This is a genomic window from Enterococcus sp. DJ147D b (assembly GCF_058216655.1).
The window spans coordinates 126,722-151,531 of sequence record NZ_CM177104.1; the positions used below are offsets into that span (position 1 = coordinate 126,722).

At 37.0% G+C, this 24,810-nt stretch carries 25 protein-coding genes and 1 riboswitch; of the genes, 14 read left to right on the forward strand and 11 right to left on the reverse strand.

What is annotated here, in order from left to right; translation table 11 throughout:
* Positions 1–4: 4 nt before the first annotated feature.
* The 4 genes from ruvB to AC4BD1_RS00680 all read left to right on the forward strand — a co-directional run bounded on the left by ruvB (position 5) and on the right by AC4BD1_RS00680 (position 2,638).
* On the forward strand, positions 5–1,006 hold the full coding sequence (ruvB, locus tag AC4BD1_RS00665; RefSeq protein ID WP_206899512.1) for a Holliday junction branch migration DNA helicase RuvB: 1,002 nt from the start codon (positions 5–7) through the stop codon (positions 1,004–1,006).
* 39 nt (positions 1,007–1,045) lie between these two features.
* Positions 1,046–1,627: a TetR/AcrR family transcriptional regulator gene (locus AC4BD1_RS00670; protein ID WP_206908622.1), complete on the forward strand. Its 582-nt coding sequence runs from the start codon at positions 1,046–1,048 to the stop codon at positions 1,625–1,627.
* A 37-nt stretch (positions 1,628–1,664) separates the two neighbouring features.
* Positions 1,665–2,114, forward strand: a complete 450-nt coding sequence (locus tag AC4BD1_RS00675) for a low molecular weight protein-tyrosine-phosphatase (protein WP_490485675.1) — start codon at positions 1,665–1,667, stop codon at positions 2,112–2,114.
* A 149-nt stretch (positions 2,115–2,263) separates the two neighbouring features.
* Positions 2,264–2,638 carry a hypothetical protein gene (locus AC4BD1_RS00680; protein ID WP_206908618.1) on the forward strand — a complete coding sequence of 125 codons (375 nt, stop codon included), beginning with the start codon at positions 2,264–2,266 and terminating at the stop codon, positions 2,636–2,638.
* Positions 2,639–2,902: 264 nt separating this feature from the next.
* Here AC4BD1_RS00680 and brnQ read toward each other — a convergent pair whose 3' ends face one another.
* On the reverse strand, positions 2,903–4,264 hold the full coding sequence (brnQ, locus tag AC4BD1_RS00685; RefSeq protein WP_490485676.1) for a branched-chain amino acid transport system II carrier protein: 1,362 nt from the start codon (positions 4,262–4,264) through the stop codon (positions 2,903–2,905).
* A 152-nt stretch (positions 4,265–4,416) separates the two neighbouring features.
* Here brnQ and AC4BD1_RS00690 point away from each other — a divergent pair, with 152 nt between their 5' ends.
* Positions 4,417–5,025, forward strand: coding sequence for a TMEM175 family protein (locus AC4BD1_RS00690; RefSeq protein ID WP_490466701.1), 609 nt, complete (start codon positions 4,417–4,419; stop codon positions 5,023–5,025).
* A 46-nt stretch (positions 5,026–5,071) separates the two neighbouring features.
* On the opposite strand, the gene AC4BD1_RS00695 is transcribed toward AC4BD1_RS00690, so the two are convergent.
* The 4 genes from AC4BD1_RS00695 to AC4BD1_RS00710 all read right to left on the reverse strand — a co-directional run bounded on the left by AC4BD1_RS00695 (position 5,072) and on the right by AC4BD1_RS00710 (position 9,934).
* Positions 5,072–6,424, reverse strand: coding sequence for an amino acid permease (locus AC4BD1_RS00695; protein WP_206911100.1), 1,353 nt, complete (start codon positions 6,422–6,424; stop codon positions 5,072–5,074).
* A gap of 265 nt (positions 6,425–6,689) precedes the next feature.
* The gene (locus AC4BD1_RS00700; RefSeq protein ID WP_206911102.1) at positions 6,690–7,430 is read right to left on the reverse strand and encodes an amino acid ABC transporter ATP-binding protein; all 741 of its coding nucleotides are present in this window, start codon (positions 7,428–7,430) and stop codon (positions 6,690–6,692) included.
* Between the two features lie 12 nt (positions 7,431–7,442).
* The gene (locus tag AC4BD1_RS00705) at positions 7,443–9,035 is read right to left on the reverse strand and encodes an ABC transporter permease subunit (RefSeq protein ID WP_206911105.1); all 1,593 of its coding nucleotides are present in this window, start codon (positions 9,033–9,035) and stop codon (positions 7,443–7,445) included.
* Positions 9,036–9,182: 147 nt separating this feature from the next.
* Positions 9,183–9,357: riboswitch (Lysine riboswitch) on the reverse strand.
* Between the two features lie 283 nt (positions 9,358–9,640).
* Positions 9,641–9,934, reverse strand: a complete 294-nt coding sequence (locus AC4BD1_RS00710; RefSeq protein WP_067483415.1) for a hypothetical protein — start codon at positions 9,932–9,934, stop codon at positions 9,641–9,643.
* Positions 9,935–10,265: 331 nt separating this feature from the next.
* Between AC4BD1_RS00710 and AC4BD1_RS00715 the strand changes: the two genes are divergently transcribed.
* Genes AC4BD1_RS00715 through AC4BD1_RS00725 form a run of 3 tightly spaced genes read left to right on the forward strand, consistent with a single transcriptional unit; the run spans position 10,266 to position 12,353 of the window.
* Positions 10,266–10,997 carry an NAD-dependent protein deacylase gene (locus AC4BD1_RS00715; protein WP_490485677.1) on the forward strand — a complete coding sequence of 244 codons (732 nt, stop codon included), beginning with the start codon at positions 10,266–10,268 and terminating at the stop codon, positions 10,995–10,997.
* Entirely contained in the window at positions 10,984–11,829 is an 846-nt protein-coding gene (locus tag AC4BD1_RS00720; RefSeq protein ID WP_206911111.1) for a chorismate mutase, read from the forward strand. The genes AC4BD1_RS00715 and AC4BD1_RS00720 overlap by 14 nt, the downstream gene beginning before the upstream one ends.
* Positions 11,830–11,831: 2 nt before the next feature.
* Complete coding sequence (locus AC4BD1_RS00725) at positions 11,832–12,353, forward strand: transcription repressor NadR (RefSeq protein WP_490485678.1); 522 nt, start codon at positions 11,832–11,834, stop codon at positions 12,351–12,353.
* A 68-nt stretch (positions 12,354–12,421) separates the two neighbouring features.
* Here the strand turns inward: AC4BD1_RS00725 and rsiV are convergent, their stop codons facing one another.
* From rsiV to def, 3 genes are all read right to left on the reverse strand, one after another.
* Positions 12,422–13,306, reverse strand: coding sequence for an anti-sigma-V factor RsiV (rsiV, locus tag AC4BD1_RS00730; RefSeq protein WP_490466704.1), 885 nt, complete (start codon positions 13,304–13,306; stop codon positions 12,422–12,424).
* Between the two features lie 18 nt (positions 13,307–13,324).
* Positions 13,325–13,828 carry an RNA polymerase sigma factor gene (locus tag AC4BD1_RS00735; protein ID WP_206911117.1) on the reverse strand — a complete coding sequence of 168 codons (504 nt, stop codon included), beginning with the start codon at positions 13,826–13,828 and terminating at the stop codon, positions 13,325–13,327.
* A gap of 255 nt (positions 13,829–14,083) precedes the next feature.
* The gene (gene def / locus AC4BD1_RS00740) at positions 14,084–14,647 is read right to left on the reverse strand and encodes a peptide deformylase (protein WP_206911119.1); all 564 of its coding nucleotides are present in this window, start codon (positions 14,645–14,647) and stop codon (positions 14,084–14,086) included.
* Positions 14,648–14,897: 250 nt separating this feature from the next.
* Here def and rpsO point away from each other — a divergent pair, with 250 nt between their 5' ends.
* From rpsO to AC4BD1_RS00760, 4 genes are all read left to right on the forward strand, one after another.
* The gene (gene rpsO, locus AC4BD1_RS00745) at positions 14,898–15,167 is read left to right on the forward strand and encodes a 30S ribosomal protein S15 (protein WP_010734375.1); all 270 of its coding nucleotides are present in this window, start codon (positions 14,898–14,900) and stop codon (positions 15,165–15,167) included.
* Positions 15,168–15,351: 184 nt separating this feature from the next.
* The gene (gene pnp, locus AC4BD1_RS00750; protein WP_206911121.1) at positions 15,352–17,475 is read left to right on the forward strand and encodes a polyribonucleotide nucleotidyltransferase; all 2,124 of its coding nucleotides are present in this window, start codon (positions 15,352–15,354) and stop codon (positions 17,473–17,475) included.
* A 170-nt stretch (positions 17,476–17,645) separates the two neighbouring features.
* Positions 17,646–17,900 (forward strand): GlsB/YeaQ/YmgE family stress response membrane protein, encoded by a 255-nt coding sequence (locus AC4BD1_RS00755; RefSeq protein WP_206911122.1) that lies wholly within the window; start codon positions 17,646–17,648, stop codon positions 17,898–17,900.
* A 225-nt stretch (positions 17,901–18,125) separates the two neighbouring features.
* Positions 18,126–20,126 carry a KUP/HAK/KT family potassium transporter gene (locus AC4BD1_RS00760; protein ID WP_490466705.1) on the forward strand — a complete coding sequence of 667 codons (2,001 nt, stop codon included), beginning with the start codon at positions 18,126–18,128 and terminating at the stop codon, positions 20,124–20,126.
* Positions 20,127–20,161: 35 nt separating this feature from the next.
* Here AC4BD1_RS00760 and AC4BD1_RS00765 read toward each other — a convergent pair whose 3' ends face one another.
* From AC4BD1_RS00765 to AC4BD1_RS00775, 3 genes are all read right to left on the reverse strand, one after another.
* Positions 20,162–21,526 carry an MATE family efflux transporter gene (locus AC4BD1_RS00765; RefSeq protein WP_490466706.1) on the reverse strand — a complete coding sequence of 455 codons (1,365 nt, stop codon included), beginning with the start codon at positions 21,524–21,526 and terminating at the stop codon, positions 20,162–20,164.
* Positions 21,527–21,683: 157 nt separating this feature from the next.
* Positions 21,684–22,007 (reverse strand): DUF960 domain-containing protein, encoded by a 324-nt coding sequence (locus AC4BD1_RS00770; protein WP_490466707.1) that lies wholly within the window; start codon positions 22,005–22,007, stop codon positions 21,684–21,686.
* 439 nt (positions 22,008–22,446) lie between these two features.
* Entirely contained in the window at positions 22,447–23,055 is a 609-nt protein-coding gene (locus AC4BD1_RS00775; RefSeq protein ID WP_206907377.1) for a 50S ribosomal protein L25/general stress protein Ctc, read from the reverse strand.
* A gap of 320 nt (positions 23,056–23,375) precedes the next feature.
* Here AC4BD1_RS00775 and AC4BD1_RS00780 point away from each other — a divergent pair, with 320 nt between their 5' ends.
* A complete protein-coding gene (locus AC4BD1_RS00780; RefSeq protein ID WP_490485679.1) occupies positions 23,376–24,092 on the forward strand; it encodes a 16S rRNA pseudouridine(516) synthase in 717 nt (238 codons plus the stop codon).
* A 17-nt stretch (positions 24,093–24,109) separates the two neighbouring features.
* Positions 24,110–24,805 carry a YjjG family noncanonical pyrimidine nucleotidase gene (locus AC4BD1_RS00785; protein ID WP_490485680.1) on the forward strand — a complete coding sequence of 232 codons (696 nt, stop codon included), beginning with the start codon at positions 24,110–24,112 and terminating at the stop codon, positions 24,803–24,805.
* The last annotated feature ends 5 nt before the right edge of the window (positions 24,806–24,810 follow it).

A 24,810-nucleotide genomic window follows, 5' to 3' on the forward strand; every position in this document is an offset into this window, starting at 1 on the left:
CACGATGACAGACGAACATATTCTATCACCAGAAACTGGCGAGAATGAACTTAGTTTGGAAAAATCTCTCCGACCACATTTATTGTCACAATACATTGGACAAAATAAGGTGAAACAGGAACTTCAAATTTATATCGAAGCCGCTCGTAATCGTGAAGAACCACTTGATCATGTACTATTGTATGGTCCGCCAGGGTTAGGGAAAACGACGATGGCAATGGTAATCGCAAATGAGATGTCTGTAAATATCCGTACCACGAGCGGGCCAGCGATTGAACGACCTGGCGATCTTGTTGCAATTTTGAATGAATTGGAAGCAGGCGATGTATTGTTCATTGATGAAATCCATCGCTTACCACGAGTGGCGGAAGAAACATTGTATTCTGCAATGGAAGACTTTTACGTAGATATCATGGTAGGGCAAGGTCCCACAGCACACCCCGTTCATTTCCCTTTACCTCCATTTACATTGATTGGAGCGACGACGCGTGCTGGGATGCTTTCAGCACCATTGCGTGACCGCTTTGGGATCATTTCACACATGGAATACTACGATGAGGGAGATTTACGAGAAATCGTTCAGCGTTCTGCTTCTATTTTTCAAACAGATATCGTAGAAGACGGGGCAATTGAAATTGCACGTCGTTCTAGAGGAACCCCACGGATTGCGAACCGTTTGTTAAAAAGAGTGCGTGACTTTGCACAAGTTCAAGCAGATGGAAAAATCGACCGAAACATCGCGGACCAAGCGCTGACTCTTTTACAAGTCGATCATGCGGGACTAGACTACGTTGACCAAAAGCTATTGCGAACGATGATTGAATTATATGGTGGTGGACCAGTCGGTTTAAGCACGTTGTCTGTAAATATTGGTGAAGAACGTGAAACTGTTGAAGATATGTACGAACCATTCTTGATTCAAAAAGGTTTTTTAAAACGAACACCTCGTGGGAGAATTGCTACTGCATATGCTTATGAGCACTTTGGTTATCCCTATAATGAATAGTTATTGAAGTAGAAATTTACTGAGATGGGAGGAAAAAAAATGGGAGATTCCATTCATACGAAACAAATAATCAAACATTCACTGATTCGCTTGTGTCAACAAAAGACATTTCGCAAAATAACTGTTCAAGAAATTGCGTACGAGGCGAATATCAACCGTCAAACATTTTATTATCATTTTACAGACAAGTATGACTTGCTTCGTTGGGTGTACTTTGAGGATGCCTTTCACTTTTTAGATGCTCATAATTTATCATTAGATAATTGGGAAGAACAAGCCTTAAAAATGCTGAAGGCTATTGCTGATAACAAGGAATTTTATAGCAATACAGTTGCATCAGACCAAGAAGTCTTGCAACAAGAATTTTCGACAATCATCCAACAATCTTTTATAAGTATTTTTAATCAAATGGATCAAGAAAGGCAATTGTCGCAACAAGACAAACTTTTTTATGCTCGCTTTTTCTCTTATGGCTGTAGCGGTGTTTTGGTAAATTGGATAACGCATGACTATCAGGAAACACCAATGGAAATCGCGATGCAATTATTTCGATTGGCAAAAGATACGGAGCTTTATTCTTACCGATTATATGCTCAGGAAGAATCAGAGACAGATGAGTAAGGAAATGAAGAATGTTTTATAAAATGGAGGGAAAAAAATGACCAAAGTTTTATTTGTTTGTTTAGGCAATATTTGTCGCTCACCAATGGCAGAAGGATTGCTACAAAAAAGAGTTCATGAAGCAAAGCGGGATGCTGACTTTTTGATTGACTCTGCTGCTACAAGTTCTTATGAAATCGGTTCTTCACCACATCCCGGAACGCAAAGAATTCTTGACCAAGAAGACATTGATACAGGCAACATGATTGCTCGCCAAATTACCTCAAAAGATTTCGAGACCTTTGATTGGATTATCGGCATGGATCAAGAAAATGTACGAGAATTACAGCGAGTCGTGCCTAAAAATACTCAAGCTAAAATCAAATTGTTTATGAGTGTTGTTCCTGGGAAAGAAACGACAGATGTTCCTGATCCCTATTTTACAAATAACTTTGAGGAAACATTTCAGTTAATCAATGAAGGATTGGATCATTGGAATTTTACGTAAAAAAGAGAATATAAAATAACATTTTTTATATTGGGGATAAAAGAGCGAGTTTTAGTTAGAAAGCTTATTTTCTTGTTTTTTTCATTAAATTTAGGTAAAATAAAATTACTTAATTCATTACTTTCTTAGCAAAAGGAGGAGTACATTCGATGGACGAGGAAACAGTATCACCAATGAAGAAACTTACCAAGTTAGTGACGCACACGTCGTATCAGTTTTTTGATTCTTTTGTCAATGACACAGAAGAAAAAGCCAAGAATGTACGCAAGCAAGGAGAGTTTGTTCTTGAGCTTCAAAAGGCTGCGGCAAAAGATAGTTTAGTTGTTTTGCAAGTGAGAGAAAATCGTTTAAGTAATAAGCATGAAACTGTATCTGGATGGGTAGCGACAAAAACCGTTGAAAAAGAGCGTGTCATGATTCGTTTACGAAATGATGAGCAACAAATTCGAATGATTCCCATTGAGCAAATTGAGAAAATCACGAGTCTATCGCCAAGTGGAGAACAAGAACGTTTATCACGTTAAGATGTGTGTTTTATTTTAAGAAAGCTAAAAGAGCTTTTCTATCTTTTGATAGAAAAGCTCTTTTTTGATTTGTTCTCTAAAAAAAGATCCTGCTAGCTGGGGGGCTAGCAGGAAAGGAGTTAAAAAATGAAAAAGTGTTGTTAGGGTTGTTTGTTGGTATGTGTATATAATAGAGCGAAGTTGTGAATATTTTGTGACGATTTTTTTCGAAAGTTGTTAAGTTTTAGCAATAAAAAAATGTCTTTTTTATTTCGTGTAAAAAAATTACTCAATTGCTGAGGGCGCAGTTTCTTTTTTTGCGAAGCTCCAAACCAAGCCAATAACGAAGCCAATAATTGCGGGAACAATCCATCCCATGCCAAAAGAAAAGAACGGCAAATAGCTTGTAGCAAATCGTAAAATTGTTTGAACGAACGGTGTATCTTTGATTACAGCAGGTGCGGCATTTAACGCATCAAGAACAGAAGCAATCAAAGTAAAATACGTAGTCATTCGATAAACACATGCTCTTTTTTTAAACAACGGCTCACATAATACCAATAAAATCAATGTCATTGCTAAAGGATAAATAAACATCAAGACAGGTAAAGAAATCTGGATGATATTTGTTAAACCAACATTAGCAACAAGGCAAGCAAGGACACTTGCAAGTGTCACATAAAATAAATAGCTTCTCTTTGGGAAAAGCTCCGAAAAGGTTTCGGCAAATGCCGTGATCAAACCAATCCCAGTTTTTAAACAAGCCAGAATTACAATCAGTGCTAACAAGATGCTTCCATAAGTTCCTAAATAGTGATCTGCAATTTGTGCAAGAGCGATCCCACCATTTTCACTCAAAGGAAACGTACCTAAACTCATCGTTCCTAAGTAAGAAAGCAACGTATAAATGATTCCCATCAAAAGGACACTGATGGCGCCAGATTTGATTGTACCTTTTGCAATATCTGAGGATTTAGTAATTCCCATCCCACGAATCGTTGTCACGATGATGATTCCAAAAGCTAATGAAGCAAGAGCATCTAATGTATTGTAGCCTTGAGTGAAACCGGTGAAGAAGGCATGGGTTTGATAATTAGGCTGGATTGGAGTATCAGCGATAGATCCAAGTGGATTCAAAAATCCTAGTAAAAGTAAGATTCCTAGTAAGATTAAAAAGATCGGATTCAAAAATTTACCAACGTAATCTAAAATTTTAGTTGGTTTGCGCGATAGCCACCAAGCAGTAAAGAAGAACAAGATACTAAAAAGTGCTAGAAAAAGTGACTGTTGCTTTGGTGCAATGAAAGGTGCTAATCCGATTTCAAAGGAAGTGCTGGCTAACCGTGGTAAAGCAAAAAAAGGGCCAACGACTAAATAAAGTAAAATAGTAAAAATAATAGCATATTTTCGATTCACACGTTGTGCTAATTCATAGACCCCAGAGCTTTTTGATACGCCAATAGCGATAACACCCAAGAAGGGCAAGCCAATTCCAGTAACTAAGAACCCAAGATTTGCCCAAAAAACGGCAGAGCCAGCCTCTTGTCCCATGTGAACAGGGAAAATTAAGTTTCCTGCTCCAAAAAATAATCCAAAAAGCATTGAACCAATAAAAATACTTTCTTTAAATGACAGTTTTTTTGTCATAGACGAGTCTCCTTTAAAATTCATTTTTTTTAAGGTAACAGAAATTGTGTGTGCACGCAACAATTTTCTGAAAATTTATACAGTATTATCGGTAAGTATTTTTTTAGAACCAGTGCTAAAATGTAATCAGCATTGAAATAAGGGAGAAAAAAATGACTAAATCAAGGTTAGAAGCTTTTACAGATGGTGTGGTAGCTATTGTTTTAACAGTGCTAGTGCTAGATATTGAAATTCCTGCTCCTGCTAACTTTCAATCTTTGTGGGGAATCAGAAATACTTTACTTGCCTATTCAATCAGTTTTCTCTTTGTTGCAGTAATTTGGGTCAATCATCATCGCATCTTTCAAATGGCAGATAAAATTAACTATCGAGTGGTGTGGGCAAATATTTTTTGGTTGTTTTGGTTGACACTTTGTCCATCAGTTACGAGCTGGGTCGGAAGAAATCCGACAGCATTTTGGCCTGAGATGTCTTATGTCATTGTTTACACAATGTGGAGTCTATCTTTTGGTATTTTGATCAAACAAGTGTTGAAAGCAAATAACAAAGATTCTCATGTCGTCAAAACAGTTTCAAAGGATCATCGCAGCATGATTTCGATGATTATCAATATTGGTTTGATTATTGGGGTATTTGTCCAGCCGTTGATTGGTTTGTTTGGGCGTTTTCTTGTATCAGGTTTGTGGATATTATCCTACAAAAAAGCAGATTATTACTATCAGAAAATCGTTTTACGCAAAAGAAGTGAAGTGAGCAAATAAAAAAACTCTTTTTCCAAATATAATTTCTTTTGGAAAAAGAGTTTTTTTATTTTTTTCGTTCATATCTCAAATGATAGATGGTTAATAAAGCAATAAACCAAATTGGAGTCAAGAAAAATGCTAGTCGAGTGTCTTCACCTAAGATCAATACACCACAGACGAATAACATATAGACAAAGACGAGGTAGTTACTAATCGGATAAAAAGGCATTTTGAATGAATGTGACTTTTTGCCTAAGATACTCCGACGATATTTTAAATGAGTGTATACAAGCATGCTCCAGATAAATAGAAAACAAGTGGTCGCAATACTACTAACTAAAGTAAAGACCTCACTAGGCATAATGTAGTTAAGAACAACTGAAATAAAAATAATGATTGTCGAAAAGACTAGTGCTTGTCCTGGCACATGATGCGTGGTTAATTTTTTAAATCGTTTAGGTGCGCTCCCTTCTTGGGAAAGAGAACGAAGCATTCGTCCAGTACTATAAATCGCACTGTTACAAGCAGAAGCCGCGGCACTTAGAACTACTAAATTGATAATGGATGCTGCCATCGTAATACCAATCTCAGAAAAAACTTCTACAAACGGACTTTCATTTGCATTGAGACTGTTCCAAGGATAGATGGACATGATAACAAATAGAGATCCTAAATAAAATAAAATGATCCGGATTGGAATATTGTTAATTGCTTCTGGCAAAACTTTTTCTGGATTTTTTGTTTCACCAGCAACCAAGCCAACCAGTTCAATCCCAGCAAAGGCAAAAGTGACCATTTGAAAAGAAAGAATAAATCCTTTAGCACCTTTTGGAAAAAATCCTCCATGTGACCATAAAGTTGAAATAGCAGCAGGACCAGCACTCGTTTGATAATGAGTGAGAATCATGTAGACACCAACAAGAATGAAGGCAATGATGGCGACCACTTTGATCAATGCAAACCAAAATTCCAGTTCACCAAACAATGAGACAGCAACCATATTCAAAGCAAGCAGTAAAATGAGTGCAACTAGTTCTGGAAGCCACTGAGGAACACCAGGTGCCCAATAACGAACGTACATCCCAATTGCGGTTAAATCCGCCATAGCAATTGCAATCCAGCAAAACCAATAAGTCCATCCTGTAACAAAAGCCGCTTTTTTCCCAAGATACTCAGCAATAAAATCTAAGAAAGAGTGATTGTTTGTATTGGATAAAAGCAACTCCCCTAGCGCACGCATAATGAAAAAACAAATACAACCTGTGATCAAGTAAGCGAGTAAAATGGAAGGCCCCGCTAATTGAATCGTCTTTCCGGAACCTAAGAAAAGACCAGTACCAATCGCTCCTCCAATTGAGATCAGTTGGACATGTCGATTCTTAAGTCCCCGCTGTAATTCTTGTTCGTTTTCGTCCATAAAATAATCATCCTAACTAAAAAGTAATTACCTTAAGTTTAAGAGAATTTTCAGAAAATTACAACTTTGTTTTCTAATTAATAGAAAAAAGCGCATGGGATAAACAAAGGCCCTCACAAAAATAGGGAATAGCTATTCAAAAAAATTTTTATGGATTGTGAGAAGGGAAAACATAGGGCAATCAATTATTTTTGAATTTGGATAGAAGGACGACAATAAAAAAAGCTAGGATCTTGTCTGATCCCAGCTTTTTTTGTACATTCATTTATTTATTTAAAATACGTGATAAGAATTCTTTTGTTCGTTCTTCTTTTGGATGAACGAAGATATCTTCAGGTGATCCTTCTTCAGCGATGATTCCTTTATCCATGAAAATGACACGATCCGAAACATCTTTTGCAAATTCCATTTCGTGTGTCACGATAATCATAGTTAAACCAGTGTGAGCCAAGTCTTTCATAGTGTTTAGAACTTCGCCAACCATTTCTGGATCTAGTGCCGAAGTTGGTTCATCGAATAATAAAACATCGGGGTCCATTGACAATGCACGAGCGATAGCAACACGTTGTTTTTGACCGCCAGATAATTGGGAAGGTTTTGCTTCGATATAGCGATCCATACCAACTTTTTCTAAATTTTCAATGGCAATTTTTCGTGCAGATGTTTTGTCACGTTTTAAAACTGTCAATTGGCCTGACATACAATTTTCTAAAACATTCATATTATTGAATAAATTAAATGACTGGAACACCATACCCAAGTGTGTGCGGTACTTAGGTAAGTTATATTTAGGAGTTAAGACATTTTCGCCTTCATAAATAATTTCCCCACCTGTTGGTTTTTCTAGAAGATTGATACAGCGTAATAAAGTGGATTTACCTGAACCAGAAGATCCGATAATTGTTACAACTTCACCTTTATTAACCGTCACATTGATATCTTTTAATACTTCGTTGTCACCGAAGCTTTTTCTTAAATGGTTGATTTCAATAATTGTTTCGTTCATGTTTCTTCCTCCTTATTCTTGCAAGTTTGAATTTTCGACTTCCTCAATTTTTGTGTAAGCTGAAGGGCCATCGATTTTCTTTTCAACAAAACGCAAGATTCTCGTAATTGTAAAGGTCATAACTAAATAAATAATCCCTACAATCGTAAAGGTTTGGAAGAATTGGAAGTTTGCCCCAGAAGCAGAATTACCTTGGAAGAACAAGTCTGCTACACCAATTACACTCAATACAGCTGTGTCTTTAATGTTGATTACAAATTCATTACCTGTTGCCGGTAAGATATTTCGTAGGACTTGAGGAATCACAACTTTACGCATCGTTTGACCATGTGTCATCCCAATGGCTTGTGCGGCTTCAAATTGTCCTTCATCAACTGCAAAAATACCACCACGAACGATTTCTGTCATATAAGCACCTGTGTTGATCGAAACAATAAATAATGCAGCAATCGTCCGGTTCAATGAAATACCAAATGCCAAGGCCAATCCATAAAAGATAACCATTGCTTGTACCATCATTGGTGTGCCACGGAAAATTTCAATATAAATCGAAAGTAAGCCGTTAGCGATTTTTTGGAAGAAGCGGGTCACTTTATTGTCTGATTCTGGAATGGTACGGAAAACGCCAATGAGTAAGCCAAGAGTTGTACCTACTATTGTACCGATCAATGCGATGAATAACGTAAGGCCTGCCCCACGGAGAAACATTTCTCCATATTGATTCCAAATGTTTTTAAAGTCTGTGAAGATGCCAGATTGTTCTTCATCATCACTCGAAGCAGGTTGGTCTTTGATTGCTTGGTCCATCAGTGCTGTACGATCATCTTGTGAGATACCTGAAAGAATCTCATTGACTTTTTGAATATCCCCATCATTTTTGCGCATCCCGATAGCAATTTGAACATCTTCAGCATTTGTTTCAAAACCATTGTCACCTGTGAATTCTAACATTTTTAAGTCTTTATTCACGCTAGTAGCTGTAACTCCTTCAGGACGTTCACTGACGTAACCATCGATCATTCCAGAAGCTAAGGCAGTTCTCATAGCAGAGAAATTATCCATTGCTTGTTGTTTTTGAACGTTTGGAATTTGATCGATGACGCTATAATGGAACGTATTTAGTTGTGCAGTGATTTTTGCATTTTCTAAGTCAGCTAATTTTTTTGCATTCGCAAAGTTACTGTCTTTTTTTACTACGACAACTAATTGAGATTCATAGTAAGGATCTGTAAAATCAATTTCTTTTTTTCTTTCCGCAGTTGGGCTCATCCCTGCGACGATTGCATCAATTTTTCCTGATTGTAGGGCAGGTGCTAGACCGTCCCATTTTGTTTGGACGATAACCAAGTTTTTGCCTAAGCCGTCAGCAACTTTTTTAGCAATTTGAACATCATAACCACCGGCAAAACTTTTTTGTCCATCAATTGGCAGTGCACCGTTCTTATCTGTTTGCTGAGACCAGTTGAATGGTGCATAACCAGCCTCCATTCCCACGCGAAATTCGTTGTCGGGTGTTTTTTCGTCTGCAAAACCAGATGTGCTTAAGCTAAATAATGAAAAGATAAATGCAAATAACACGGTAACTGAAACAAAATTTTTATTCATGTTCTTTCTCCTCTTCTTTCTGATACATCTTGAACGAGCGGTCCGATTGAACAATGAGTTGCAGCTGCTTATCTAAAAAAAAAAAAAACGACCATCAAACTTGTAAATACAAAATGGTCGTTAAAATTATCGGTCGATAAACCCCTCACAAACCATAGCGCAACTTAGCATCACTGCTAAGACAGTCCGCAAGCTATTAACTTGCGTCCCAACGTAAACTTTAAGCAAAAAAGAGTACATTTCGGCGATCCTCCCTAGTCCTGTTTCAACATGTTTGCTTCACTCCACAGGGGTAATGATTCTCGCGACCTCTACCTCATTGATTGAGGTAATCCCGTATTCAGTTATTTATACAAAAAGAAGTTTACGTTATTCTGAAGGCTTTGTCAATCAATTCCCATTATTTTACTGAAAATTGTTGATAAACATAGAAAACATTGGATAAATTTAAAGAGTTTATGAAAAGAAGGGGAAAGATATGTAGCGGAAAAAGAGAATAATTATGCAATTGGTGAATGTGAAAAAGCAAAAAAGAAACTACGGCAATCATCAAAAAAACGAAAATTGCTGTAGTTAGTCAAACTAGATTGATCGTTTATTAACTGTTAGGCTGCGGCTTTTGGTTCGCGACCTAAGATTGCTTGTAAAATAACTGTTACACCATAAATTGCTAAGACTAGATAAATTAGGCTAGAATACTGTGTGATTCCCCAACCCCATGTGCGATAAACGGCTAATGTGATAGCTAAAACAATTGCAGCAATAACGTTAAATAACGCGAATGCCCATAGATTGCCGTTTTCTTTACGTACGAAATAGAAGATAGAGAAAAAGACACTTAAGGCTAGCCAAGCGATGCATGCTAAAATAACGCCCCAGTAAATGAAAAATGGTACCATATTGATTCACCTCTCTTTTATACAGCCTGTATTGTAGCACGTTTTCATTTCTTTGTCAGTCGTCATTGTGATAAAATTCGCAATGACTGGAATCGTTTTACTTTTTAAGCATCTTTTTCTGCTAAATTTTGATTGTTTACTAAGTGCAAATGACAGATAAAGTATCATAAATCGTAAATGAAAGACGCACACATTTTGGCAAATGAAGTGTCTGGCTAACAAAACAAAAAATTTAGCTTGGTTGTACAGATAGGCAATAAATTTTTTAATAAATTGTTTCTCTCACTTTCTTTTTTGTTGAAATCGGTATAATAGAGAAGAGGTGAGGAAGATGAGTAATCAAAAAATTAGAAAAGTAGCGCAAGAAATTTTAACCCATCATTCGGTAACTTTTTTAACAGGAGCAGGGGTTTCGACACCTTCGGGAGTTCCAGACTATCGTTCGTTAAAAGGTGTCTACGCAGGATTGGAACAGCCAGAATATTTATTAAGTACTCAAGCAATGGAACACGAACCAGAAAAATTTTATTCTTTTGTAAAAAAACTATATCATCCTCAGGCAGAACCTAATATCATTCACTTAGAAATAGCACAATTAGCAACAAGTAAGCAAGTTGCTGTTGTATCACAAAATATTGATGGGTTACATGAGCGAGCAGGAAGCAAGCAATTAGTCAATTTTCATGGGAGTCTGTATCATTGTCATTGTCGAAAGTGTGGCGAGGCTGTATCGTGGCAAACGTATTTAGAAAGTGACAGACACCAAGGATGCGGGGGGCAAGTTCGACCAAATATCGTTTTATATGGTGAAGGATTTCAACAATTGACGATTGAAGCAGCAGTTTCTGCAGTAGAACAAGCTGATGTCGTTGTTATTGTAGGAACAAGTTTTCAAGTACATCCTTTTTGTGATCTGATAGAGTACAGGAAAAAAAATTCTAAGATAATCGTTATCAATCAAACACCAATTTTACTTTCAATGGAATATTCATTTATTCAAGAAGATGGTGCAAAAGTATTTCAAAAAATTCATGAAATGAGGATCAATAATGACAGAGTTTAAAACAGAAAAAGAAAAAATGATTGCAGGTGAACTTTATTTTGCAGGTGATCCTGAATTAGTGGCAGATCGAAATTTTGCACGAGAACAAGCAAAATTGATTAACCAATCAGAGGATTCAGCGATTCGCTCACAATTAGTCAAAGAGACTTTTGGTAAAACGGGCGAAAACATCTATGTTGAACCAGCAATCAATTTTGATTATGGATACAATATTTGTGTTGGCGAAAACTTTTATGCCAATTTTAATAATACTTTTTTGGATGTAAGTACTATTGAAATTGGTGATAATTGTATGTTCGCACCGAATGTTCAATTGTATACGGCAACCCACCCACTGCATCCAGTGAAAAGAAATAGTGGTTTAGAGTATGCAAAACCAATCAAAATTGGAAACAACGTATGGTTGGGCGGAGGAGTCATTGTTACACCTGGTGTTACTTTGGGAAACAATGTTGTTGTTGGTGCTGGTTCAGTTGTAACAAAATCTTTTCCAGATGATGTTGTCATTGCGGGGAATCCTGCACGAGTAATCAAAACGCTTAGTGTGGAAAAAGCAGCGCCATCATTAGCAAATTTACGTGAGCAAGTGGATGTTATCGACCGAAAATTAATTGAGTTGTTAGAAAAACGATTGGATGTAGTTACCGAAATCAGTCAGTTGAAACAAGAAACTCATCAAGCGATTTTAGATGAGAAACGTGAACGAGAAGTTTTAGAAAAAGTAAAAAAATGGGTGAAAAATCCAGATTATGAAGAAACAACGTTAGCTATGTATAACGACTTAATGAAGCAATCACGCGATTATCAATTAAAATTACGTGAGGAGGAGTAAGGATGGTAGAAGGGGAACTACGTCGGCAACAAATCATGCAGACATTGGCAAGTGCAGAAAAACCAGTTAGTGCAAGCAAGTTTGCTAAAAAATTTGGTGTTAGCCGCCAAATCGTCGTAGGGGACATTGCCTTGCTCCGCGCAGCAGGAGAAGAAGTGGTTGCAACAGCACGTGGATATATTTTGGAATCAAATGAAACAAATACAGGTTTTGTTAGCAAGATTGCTGTACAACATGAACGTCAACAAACGGAAGAGGAGTTGCGAATTATTGTTGAACACGGGGGGGAAGTAATTGATGTTATTGTAGAACATCCACTGTATGGTGAACTTGTGGGCATGTTACACTTAAAAACGAAACAAGACATAGCTTCCTTTATGAAACGTTATGAAAAAAGCCAAGCAACGTTACTATCAGAATTGACCTCAGGCATTCATTTACACACCATTCGCTACCCTGATGAAGCTACTTTAAAAAAAATCAAACGTGCATTGTCAGCTGCACATATCCTTTATGAAGACTAAAAAATGAAAAAAGTTCGCTTGAAAAATCAACTATTCGGTCGATTTTTCAAGCGAACTTTTAGCATTATTTAACTTAAATAATTAGGTGAAGCTAATTGTTGTTGGATGATTTTGGTTGGAATCACGAATTCAGGCGTTCCCATATAATAAGGTGCTACTTCTCCTTGAGCAAAAGTAATAGTCAATTGATGTTTGGCATTGATATAGAACGTTTGATTTGGCTTGATTTGATTGAATGGTTGGACATCAGTTGGTTGGTCAGTTGCTTCAGACCAATAAATTTGATTCGGGTCAGCTTGCATCTGTTCATTCATTTGTTGTTTGATCTCTTCACTGATGATAGACAGATAATCTTCATTTTTAAAAATTAATGGTAAAGATACCACGACATTCAACTTTTTATCAATCGTATCGTATTGGGTCGTTGTGGCAGAACTTCCTTGAATCTGAGTCAATGTTCGTTTGACTACTAAAAACCGAGAATCATCCACAACTTTTTCAAAATCTCCAGTAACAGAAACACGCGAGCCATCATAAAATTGTTTTTTGACTTGTTGAAATTCAGCTTGAGCTTCTTTTAGGTATTTTTGATTTAAAGCATTGGCAACTTCTGTTGGTGTAGCTGTTTCGATTTTTGGTACATCAATCGCTATCTGGCTATTTTCTTTTTTGGCTGTTAAAGTTTGCAACGTAACCAATTGTACTAACTTATCGAAACCGGGAAGGACACTAGCAGCTTCACCAACGCCCGGAAATAAATTGACAGCTAGTATAAATGTTAATGCGAGTGCCAAAGCACTTTGAGCGGTATGATTTCGAAAACGTCTCCAAGAATATTTTCTCTTTTCTTTATGAAAGAGATCAGTCACTTGTGTGTGTAAGTCTTCTGGCAATGTTTGCTGACGATATTGCTTTGAAAAATTTCTGATTACTGTTTTTACAAAGTCTTTCATGGAAATCTTCTCCTTTGATTATTTTAGTTTGCTTCTTAATTCATTCAAGCTTCGATATAGTTTTGTTTTGATCGTGTTCTCATTTAGCGATAAAATGACAGAAATCTCTTTGAGGGTAAAGCCTTCAAAAAATTTTAATAAGATGATTTCACGATTAGGACTGCTGATCTGATTGATGATTTCTTCTATTTCAATATAACTGTGTTGCGAGTCATTCAAGAAAGACCATGACTGTTCACTTTGATCAAGATGTTCGGCTTCGCGTTTGTTTTTTCGCCAAAAATCAATGGAAACAGAAATGAGGATTCGAAAAAACCAACCATTAAATTCTTCGATTTCCTGAAAATTTTTCTTTTGAATAGCTTTCAATGCTTTTTCAAAACTTTCTTGGATGATATCTAGTGCATCTTCCTTTGAATGGGAATAGTTAAAGGCCAGACGATACATTTTTTCATACTGTGTGTCCGCCAGTTCTTCTAACGCTTTTATATATTTTCTTCTTTTCCAACCATCGAAAACCATTTGTCTGGGGTACCCTCCTTTCTCATCTACTTATATAGACGAATTAGGTTGTTAAAAAGTTTCATATTTTTCATTTTATTTATGCAGAATGGATGATATGTAAGAAAACAAGCGAAATTGGGGTAGGAAAGCTTGTTCTTTCTGAGAATAAAAAACAAAAAAATAAACTCGTCAACCAATGAGAAGGGGGCGAGTTTATTTTTCGACGATATTTTTTTCTGTTGAACCAAGAAGTGCTAACCTAAATCATCTACCTTAATCGATGACAAGCACGCCTTCTTTAAGCGAAAATGGATTAGCTTCATTGATGTGGTCATAGAACATAACCCCATTGATGTGATCGATTTCGTGTTGAACAACAATCGCTTCGTAGTTTTTTAAACGAATTTTTTGTTTTTGTCCGTTTGCATCATAATAAGAAATCGTTACTTTTGCATGACGAACGACATAGCCTGGAACTTCACGATCGACAGATAAGCATCCTTCGCCTTCACCAAGACAAGCGTCTTGAACAGAGTGGCTTAAAATTTTTGGATTATACATTACTGTACTTAAAGTGGGTTCTGTTACTTCGGGATCTGCACTAGGTACATGAACGGCAATGATCCGTTTTGAAATGTCTAATTGAGGTGCAGCTAGACCGACGCCTCCACGTAAGTTTAGTTCTTCTGCTTTAACAGGATCTTGACTGTTTTTTAGAAATTCAATCATTTCTTTTCCTAATGCGATATCTTCCTCACTAAGTGGAAGAGAAACTTCGCTTGCTACTTCACGTAAAGTTGGATTGCCTTCACGAATAATATCATCCATTGTAATCATGGAAAATGACTCCTTTCATCTAAGACTTGAATAAGACAAGTCACTTTTCGCACTATAGTGTAACATAAAATAAAAAAAGTAGTAGTTAGATTGTTTGAAAACTATTCTTCTTAATGATTCTTTACTTGATTTATAGCATCATTTCAGGTAAAGTATAGCTGTGTGTTTAAGCACACGTCCTGTCACTTGGTTAAGCGAATCACCAACGTTTTACTCAGTCACAGGGAAATATTCGAAAGAGGTGGAAACAATGGCAATTTCAAAAGAACGTAAAAACGAAATCATTAAAGACTATGCACGCCATGAAGGAGATACTGGTTCTCCAGAAGTACAAATCGCTGTATTAACTGAAGAAATCAATCACTTGAATGAACATGCACGTGTTCACAAAAAAGATCACCATTCATACCGTGGCTTGATGAAAAAAGTTGGTCACCGTCGTAACTTGTTAGCTTACTTACGTAAAACTGACGTTCAACGTTACCGCGAATTGATCCAACGTCTAGGTCTACGTCGTTAATTTAATTTAAAGAGAGTGAGGTTCACATGAATCTCACTTTTTTTACTGTGAAACTCAAAGAAACTGTGATCAAGCATGATGGACTCCTACTAACCAAATGAAAGTTGCTAACTGGCTAAAAAGGATTGGCGGTTTTCATTTGTTTAGTAGCGTCTTGCTTTCACGAAAAGGAAAAGGAGAAGTTATGTCAGAAAAACAAGTATTTAAAATGATGTGGGGAGGCCGTCCCTTAGAAGTAGAAGTCGGCCAATTAGCAAAACAAGCAAATGGAGCTGTTTTAGTTCGTTATGGAGATACTGTGGTATTAAGTGCGGCAGTTGCCTCTAAAGAAGCAAAAGATACAGACTTCTTTCCATTAACAATCAACTATGAGGAAAAAATGTATGCGGCTGGTAAAATCCCAGGTGGGTTCATCAAACGCGAAGGTCGTCCAAGTACAGAAGCAACGTTGACAGCACGTTTGATTGACCGCCCAATCCGCCCAATGTTTGCGGAAGGCTTCCGTAATGAAGTTCAAGTGACAAATATCGTAATGAGTGTTGAGACAGATTGTTCACCAGCGATGGCTGCTATGCTAGGTTCATCTTTAGCATTATCTATTTCTGATATTCCTTTTGATGGCCCAATTGCAGGGGTTGAAGTCGGTCGTGTAAATGGCGAGTATGTCTTGAATCCAACTGTTGAGCAAGCAGAACAAACGGATATCGAGCTTTCTGTGGCAGGAACAAAACAAGCCATTAACATGGTTGAAAGTGGTGCTAAAGAAGTTTCTGAAGAAGATATGCTTGGTGCATTGCTTTTTGGTTTTGATGCAATCAAAGAATTAGTCGCTTTCCAAGAAGAAATTGTTCAAGCTGTCGGCAAAGAAAAAATGGAAGTTACTTTATTGCAAGTAGATGCAGATCTTAAAAAAGAAATTTTTGCTGCTTCATACGAAACAATGAAAACTGCCGTGATGACGGAAGAAAAACTTGCGCGTGAAGACAATATCGAACAAGTAAAAATCGATATTCGTGAAGCATATGCTGAAAAATTTGTGGATCATGAAGATGAAGCACATTTAGCTAAAGAAGTGAAACAAATTACAGAAGACCTAGAAAAAGATGTTGTTCGTGAATTGATCACGATTGACAAAATTCGTCCAGATGGTCGTAAATTAGATGAAATTCGTCCACTTGCTTCAGAAGTTGGTTTATTACCACGTGTTCATGGTTCTGGTTTATTTACTCGTGGACAAACACAAGCATTATCTGCTTGTACACTGGCACCATTAGGAGAACATCAAATTATTGATGGCCTAGGGGTTGAAGTAAGCAAACGATTCATTCATCACTATAATTTCCCACAATTTTCTGTTGGTTCAACTGGTCGTGCAGGTTCACCTGGCCGTCGCGAAATTGGACATGGTGCTTTAGGTGAACGTGCATTGGCACAAGTTATTCCGGCTGAAGAAGATTTCCCTTACACGATTCGTTTAGTAGCAGAAGTTTTAGAATCAAATGGTTCTTCTTCTCAAGCAAGTATTTGTGCAGGTACATTGGCATTGATGGATGCAGGTGTTCCAATTAAGGCACCAGTTGCTGGTATTGCAATGGGACTTGTTTCTGATGGCGAAAACTACACAATCTTAACAGATATCCAAGGGCTAGAAGATCACCTTGGCGACATGGACTTTAAAGTTGCTGGAACAAAAGAGGGAATCACTGCTTTACAAATGGATATCAAGATTCAAGGGATCACTGAACAAATTCTAAAAGAAGCATTGGCTCAAGCAAAACAAGCACGTATGGAAATCTTAGAAGAATTGACTTCAACGATTGCTGCACCACGTGAAGAATTAAGCCAATACGCACCGAAAATTGAAATGATCCAAATCGAACCTTCTAAAATTAAAGATGTGATTGGTAAAGGTGGCGACACGATTAACGGAATCATTGAAGAAACTGGTGTTAAAATTGATATTGATCAAGATGGTAAAGTAAGTATTGCCTCTGCTGATTCAGAAATGATCAAAAAAGCAATCAAGATCATCGAAGATCTTACAAAAGAAGTGAAAGTTGGCGAAGTTTACTTAGGTAAAGTTGTCCGAATCGAAAAATTTGGTGCATTCGTTAACCTAATTAAAGGAAAAGATGGCTTAGTTCATATTTCTCAATTAGCAAACGAACGTGTCAACAATGTTGAAGATGTCGTTAAACTTGGTGACGAAGTTCTTGTAAAAGTAACAGAAATCGACAAACAAGGTCGTGTAAACTTATCTAGAAAAGTTTTATTGAACGATGATGAAGCTTCAAAAGAAACAAAATAAAAATTGATTTGTTAAAAGCTGAAAGCGAGACATTCTAAATGTTTCTGCTTTCAGCTTTTTTTGTGAGAAAAAATAGCTCGTGAAATTTCCACTAGAAAAAGGTTATCCATTGGTAAGACGGACTGAATAAGCGTAAAATCATTTATAGAAAGACTGGAGGAGGACGTGACATGTTAAGCTTTTTGGGTGTGCTCATTATTGGTGGTATATTAGGAATGATAGCCGGAGCCATTTTGGGAAAAGATGTTCCTGGTGGCTGTACAGGAAATATTGTCATAGGTGCTCTGGGTAGTTGGTTGGGTGAATGGATTTTAGGTGAATTTGGCCCAGTAGTTGTAGACGTTTATTTGATTCCAGCTTTGCTTGGTGCAATCTTGTGCTTAATCATTTATTACTTTATTATTGAGCGCTTATTTCGTAGCTAAAAGACTTACTAAAAGTGGTTGACACATAGAAGGTTTCCTAAGATAATGAGAGGAAGTTTAGGAAATAAACGGTAAAAATAATGATTTTAGGTTGCTAGCGGAGCAAAAATATCGCTGGTTTGATGCTTTTTATCAGATTCAAGTGATAGTTGTTTTGGCTGTTGCTTGAATCTTTTTTATTTTGTTTTCTAAATGCTAATTGGGGACAGAAATGAGGGAGAAAAGTTGACAACAAAAAAGAATGTCAAAAAATTGTCAGCTGCAGGTCTTTTGGTAGCAATGGGTGTAGTTTACGGTGATATCGGAACTAGCCCATTATATGTAATGAAGGCAATTGTAGGTGATAACGGAGGGCTGCAGGGAATTAATCCTGACTTTGTCATTGGGGCAGTTTCGCTAATTTTTTGGACATTGACTTTATTAACAACAATTAAATACGTTGTGATTGCATTAAATGCGGATAATCATGGAGAAGGTGGTATCTTTTCCTTGTATACCTTAGTGAGAAAAGGCGGTAAATATTTAATTATTCCGGCAATGATAGGTGGCGCGGCATTACTTGCTGATGGTGTATTGACACCAGCAGTGACAGTCACAACCGCAATCGAAGGATTGAGAGGAATCCCACAGTTCTTTGAACGATTTGGAAATGATCAAACAATTATTGTAATCATTACTTTAGTGATCATCTTGTCCTTATTTATGGTCCAACGTTTTGGTTCCGAATTGGTTGGGAAAGCATTTGGTCCAATCATGTTCTTATGGTTCACTTTTTTGGGCGTGATGGGGGTCATGAATTTTAGTCAAGACTGGACAGTGTTACGTGCACTCAATCCTTATTACGCAATTCAGTTATTACTTAGTCCAGATAATCGGCTAGGTTTATTTATTTTAGGAAATGTTTTTTTAGCAACAACCGGGGCAGAAGCATTGTATTCAGATTTAGGTCATGTTGGGAAGATGAATATTCGTTTGAGCTGGCCATATGTTAAGCTTTGCCTGATGTTAAATTACTTTGGACAAGCAGCTTGGTTAATCAATGTCTATCAAAATCCAGATATTCAAGAAATTGAAAATCTGAATCCATTTTTCCAAATGATGCCAAATAGTTTAACTGGTTTTGGAGTTGGATTTGCCACAGTCGCTGCGGTAATTGCTTCACAAGCATTGATTTCAGGTTCGTTTACGTTAGTCTCTGAAGCAATCAAATTGAAACTATTGCCAAGATTGAAAATTATGTATCCCGGAAGTAGCATTGGCCAGATGTACATTCCAGCAGTAAACTTTATGCTATGGCTAGCTTGTTCGATTATCGTGATTACCTTTAGAACGTCACATCGTATGGAAGCAGCATATGGATTATCAATTACAGTTACGATGTTGATGACGACGGCACTGCTCTATTTTTATTTGATTCAAAGTGGACATAGTCATTGGCTGGCGCATCTTGTGACCTTTTTCTTTGGGGCAATTGAAATAGTTTTCTTTTTATCAAGTATTGTGAAGTTTTTCCATGGTGGTTTTGTGGCGGTCTTGATCGCTTTACTTATTTTGACTGTCATGTTTATCTGGGAAAGAGGAAATATTATTCGAGAGTCTGTGGCAGAAGATGTGCCACTTCGTGAGTATATCCCTCAATTAGCAAAATTGAGAAAAGATACTTCATTACCTGTTTATCAAACAAATGTAGTCTTTTTGGTTCCTAATATGGAAGACGACCAGATTGGAAAACAATTTGTTTATTCGATTTTAGATAAGCGACCAAAACGTGCAGCTGTTTATTGGTTTGTGCATGTAGAAGTTACGGATGAACCTTACACGAAAGAATATCAAATTGAAATGATGGATACAGATTTCATTGTTCAAGTAAAACTGTTCCTTGGTTTTCGTGTAGAGCAGGAAATCAATGTCTATATCCGTCAGATCATTCACGATTTGATGAAGGAAGGCCGATTGCCAAAACAACCACAACGTTATTCACTCACGCCTGGAAGAGAAGTGGGCGATTTCCAATTTATTCTGATTGATGAAGTGTTGTCGAATGTCACGTCCTTAAACAAATGGGATCGACAAATCATGCAAGCAAAACTCGCTATCAAAAAATATGCAACATCGCCAGAAACATGGTTTGGTTTAGAGTACAGTGAAGTCAAACATGAAACAGTTCCATTATTTATTGGGCGTACACGTAAAACTTGGTTGAAAGAACGAAAAGAAAATGAGTAAAAAAAGGTTGGGACAAAATTTTGTCCCAACCTTTTTTATGCTTCCATAGTACGCTCTAACTGTTGTTGCTCATCCAATTTGCGTAGCTTTTTCATTGCTTTGAAATAAGAATAAAGTAATACGGCAACGGAACCAATCCATGCTAAAGGTGAGGCGGCAGCAGCACCAGGATAGCCCCATAAAGCGGTTAGGAAAATGGCCGCGAATGAACGCATGATAAGTTCCATAATCCCAGCAATTGTCGGAATCTTACTTTGACCAAGACCTTGCAACGTATAGCGTAAAATAAATAAAATTGCTAGTATCCAGTAAAGCGAACCATTGATAGTAAAATAAATTTGTGCTAACTCAAATACACGCGTTTCACTGGCATCTACGAATAGGTGGACAAAAGAGTGACCAAAGATGATCACAACAGCCCCTGCAACGAGACTAAAGCCACCACTCATCAAGAGGCACTGCTTCACCCCTTTTAATATACGGCCATATTCTTTGGCACCATAATTTTGAGCGGTAAATGTCGCCATCGTGATGCCAAACGACATCATTGGTTGCGTGGCGAATTGATCGATTCGACCTGCTGCTGCTTGGGCGGCCACAACGTCTGTCCCTAGACTATTAAGAGCTGATTGTAAGATGATTGCTCCAATAGCGATAATTGATGCTTGAAAGGCCATTGGTAACGAAATATTTAAGTGGGTACGAATCTCTTTTTTATCGAAAACAAAATCTTTTTTTCGTAATTGAAGTAGCGGAATTTTTCTTTTGATATAGACCAAACAAAGTAGACTCGATGCGACTTGCGCAATCACTGTTGCAATCCCAGCACCTTCTACTCCCATGCCAAAATGAATAATAAAAACTAAATCTAAAACCACATTGATAATAACAGCGATAATCAGGAAAAAAAGAGGTGTACGACTGTCCCCTAAAGCACGAATGACATTTGATAATAAATTGAAACTCATTGATGCGAAAATCCCCATCAAAATGATTGAAATAAATGATTGGGCTTGATCAATAATTTCTGAAGGAGTTTGCATGAGCTGTAGCATCGGACGGATGAATAAGAGACTGAGAACGGTTAAAACGATTGTAACGACGAGACTAATGATGATGCTAGTAGCAAAACTTTTCTTTAGACCACGATAATCTTGGGCACCAAAACGTTGAGCTGTGATAATTGCTAAACCTGCTGTGAGCCCTTGGGCAAAACCGATAATCAAAAAAGTTAAGCTTCCAGTTGAACCAACAGCGGCTAAAGCATTCTTCCCTAAAGTTTGACCTACAATGATCATGTCGACCATATTGTAAAATTGTTGGAAAATATTCCCAATCAAGAGGGGAATCGTAAAAATAAAAATTAGTTTTGCTGGATTCCCTTTGGTTAATTCACGCATCTGTACAACTCCTATTCGTAACATATTTAGTTAGTAGTATAGAGTTTTTATTGTGGAAATACTATAGAAAATTCGTGAAAATCAAAAAAGCTAAGGCTTGGAATTTTCTCCAAGTTCTCAGCTTTCTTTTTTCATTAAAACCTAAACTATTTTTAGACTAGTATTGTTTAATTTCGCTAGGTAAAAGAATCGTTTCTCTTGTCCCATCATCATAAGCATAAACTTGTGTAGGAAACTGACTAGAATATGCAAATGGCAAATCAATATCCATCTCAACAGAACTTCCTGGTTGAGAAAAGTGTATAGTTACTTTTCCATGATTGTTAACAATATCAAAGGCAAGGATATTGTCTAATGGAATAACTCCCTTGAGGTCTAAGTCAATAATAAACCAGATACTGTCGATCAATTCACCGGGCATACTCGATACAACACCGACAGAGGCATAACGATTGCGTTCGCTGTCAAAACTTTCAAACATCTGTTTAACCTCCTTAGTTTCTTCAATCCTTCTACAAATAGTATAAGACAAATTGAAAAAACTTGCTTTTGTGAGGGTTTATTCTAATAAAGATTAGTTAAAAATGCAACAATAAGTAGTCAATTTGTCTTAAAGGATTCTTTTTTTAATGATTTTTAAAAAAGTAGAGGAGGTCGGACGTGTGACGTCGACCCCCTCTAAAATTTGTGCGTTACTTGAAGTGGTGTTAAAAACAAGCCTAAATTTCACAAAAATATGAAAAATAAATTCTGGGAATGTATTTTTCTTTATTGGAGCTGACTGATTGGCACCACAACCTTTATGCACGGTGTTCCCCAAGCAACTCCTCGAGATAGCTTGAGTCATTCCAAAATATGAAAAGCTATTTTGAGTGACTACTCACCATCTATTCGGAGCTGACCGCTTGGCATCACGACCTTTATTCTTCAGTTGAACCAATTACTTCTGGTTCACTTGCTTCGGCTGTCTCAGTTTCTTCTACTTGTGCTTCGACAACTGCTGCAATTTGTTCTTCACCATCAGTAATCACGGTGTAATCTTTGTTTGCAGGAAGATCAGCAACTGTAATTGAGTCGCCAATGTTCAAATCAGTTACATCGACTTCGATACGTTCTGGTAATTTATCTGGTGTAGCTGAAACAATTACTGTATACAAGTTTTGAGCTAATACACCACCAGATTTAACGCCAGCAGATTCTCCCACAAGAAGAACTTCTGTTTCAACTTCGGTATCTTCTGTCATGTTGACAGATAAAAATTCAACGTGTTCGAAATGATTGTTGAATGTATTGGTTTGAACTTTATGAACTAAAGTGTTCACTTTTTTGCCATCAACGTCCATGGTAATAACTGTATTAGCACCATTTTCACGCAACATTTTGCTGAATGTTTGTCCATCAAATGAAATAGGTGTACTTTCCATTTGGTAGCCATAAACCACTGCAGGGACCTTTCCTTCGTGACGCAATTGATTTCTTAATGAACGGGGACGTACTGCTCTTTTACTTACTTCTAATGATACTGACATAACCTAAATTCCTCCTTAAAATGTGATTGTCTTAGGTCATAAGACAAGTTTTATTTAAGTGAATTTGCATGGCTAATCTCTTGCACATTATTGGGTTGTGCGTTTAAAAAAACGCAAAAAGACAGATGCGTACATCTGTCTAAGGAAAGTTATGATTCAACTTTTCTCCACCAGGTCATTACGCTGTGTATGAGAAATCCGATTCACTTTACCTATTAACCGTAGCGCGAATCAAAAGTTAAGTCAAGGAATAAGGTGTTTGTTCGTTTGCAAGCGACTGATTTCAAGTTATAATGCTCTTTAGTAAGAGAGGAACTGGTATGCGATTAGACAAATTGATTGAGAAAGAATTACAAACAACGAGAAAAGAAATGAAACGCTTGTTTACGATGAAAAAAGTCAAGATAGACGGTGTAATCGAATTTCAAGAAAATCGGAATGTCGATAGTTTATTACATGAAATTGAAGTAGCGGGCGAGAGATTGCAAACAAATGAGGTATATTATCTTTTGAATAAACCAAGTGGTGTGGTGACGGCTGTGAACGATTCAAATAGGGTAACAGTCATCGACTTGATTGCATCTGCAGATCAACAACCAGCACTTTATCCTGTTGGTAGGTTAGATCGAGATACGACAGGGTTATTATTGCTAACAACCAATGGACAGTTGGGGTACGAATTACTTTTGCCTGATAAAAAAGTAGAAAAAACATATCAGGTTACTGTAAATGCTCAATTAGGGGAAGAAGATATTCAAGCTTTTGCTTCAGGAATTATTTTTGCAGATGGGACGAAATGTCAGCCAGCGAGATTAACAATTAGTTATGCTAATTCAAAAGAAAGTCAGGCATTGCTGACGATTCAGGAAGGAAAATTTCATCAAGTGAAGAAAATGTTTTTGGCGCAAGGAAAAAAAGTGAATGCTTTGACCCGAACCTCAATGGGACCTTTAACGTTAGATCAACAATTGGCACCAGGTGCTTACCGCGCACTGACATTGACTGAGCTGCGACAACTGAGTGATTATTTTAAATGAGAGAGGACGAAAATTAAATGAAATATACTACTTTATTATTTGATGTGGATGATACTTTATTGGACTTTCAAAAAACAGAAGAACGTGCACTTAATGAATTATTCGCTGAGCAAGGAATCGCACTGACTCCGGAAGTAAAAACGAGTTATAAAGCATTGAATCATCATTTATGGCAAGAATTTGAAAAGGGAAACATGACAAGAGAAGAAGTAACAGGAAATCGTTTTGGTTTGTTGTTCCAACAATTTGGTCAAACGGTAGATGGCCCTCAAATGGAAGCAAGATATCGTCATTACTTGAATCAAGGTCATGACTTAGTAGAAGGCAGTCGTGAATTGATCCATTCTTTAGCGCAAAAAGCGAATCTTTATATTGTAACGAATGGTGTTTCACAAACACAGTATCAACGTCTAACAGATGCGGAATTATTACCTTACTTCAAAAAAATATTTGTTTCTGAAGATATAGGTGCGCAAAAACCAATGAAAGAATTTTTTGATTACGTGTTTGATCGAATCCCAGAGTTGGATCGAGAAAAAACTGTCATCATTGGTGATTCACTAACTTCAGATATCCAAGGAGGGAATCAAGCGGGCATTGATACGATTTGGTTCAATAAAAATCAATTGCCAGAAAGCGATAAGATTACACCTACTTACCGAATTGATTCATTAGCTGAAATCCATACTATTTTAGAGAATGGAAATGAATAATTTTC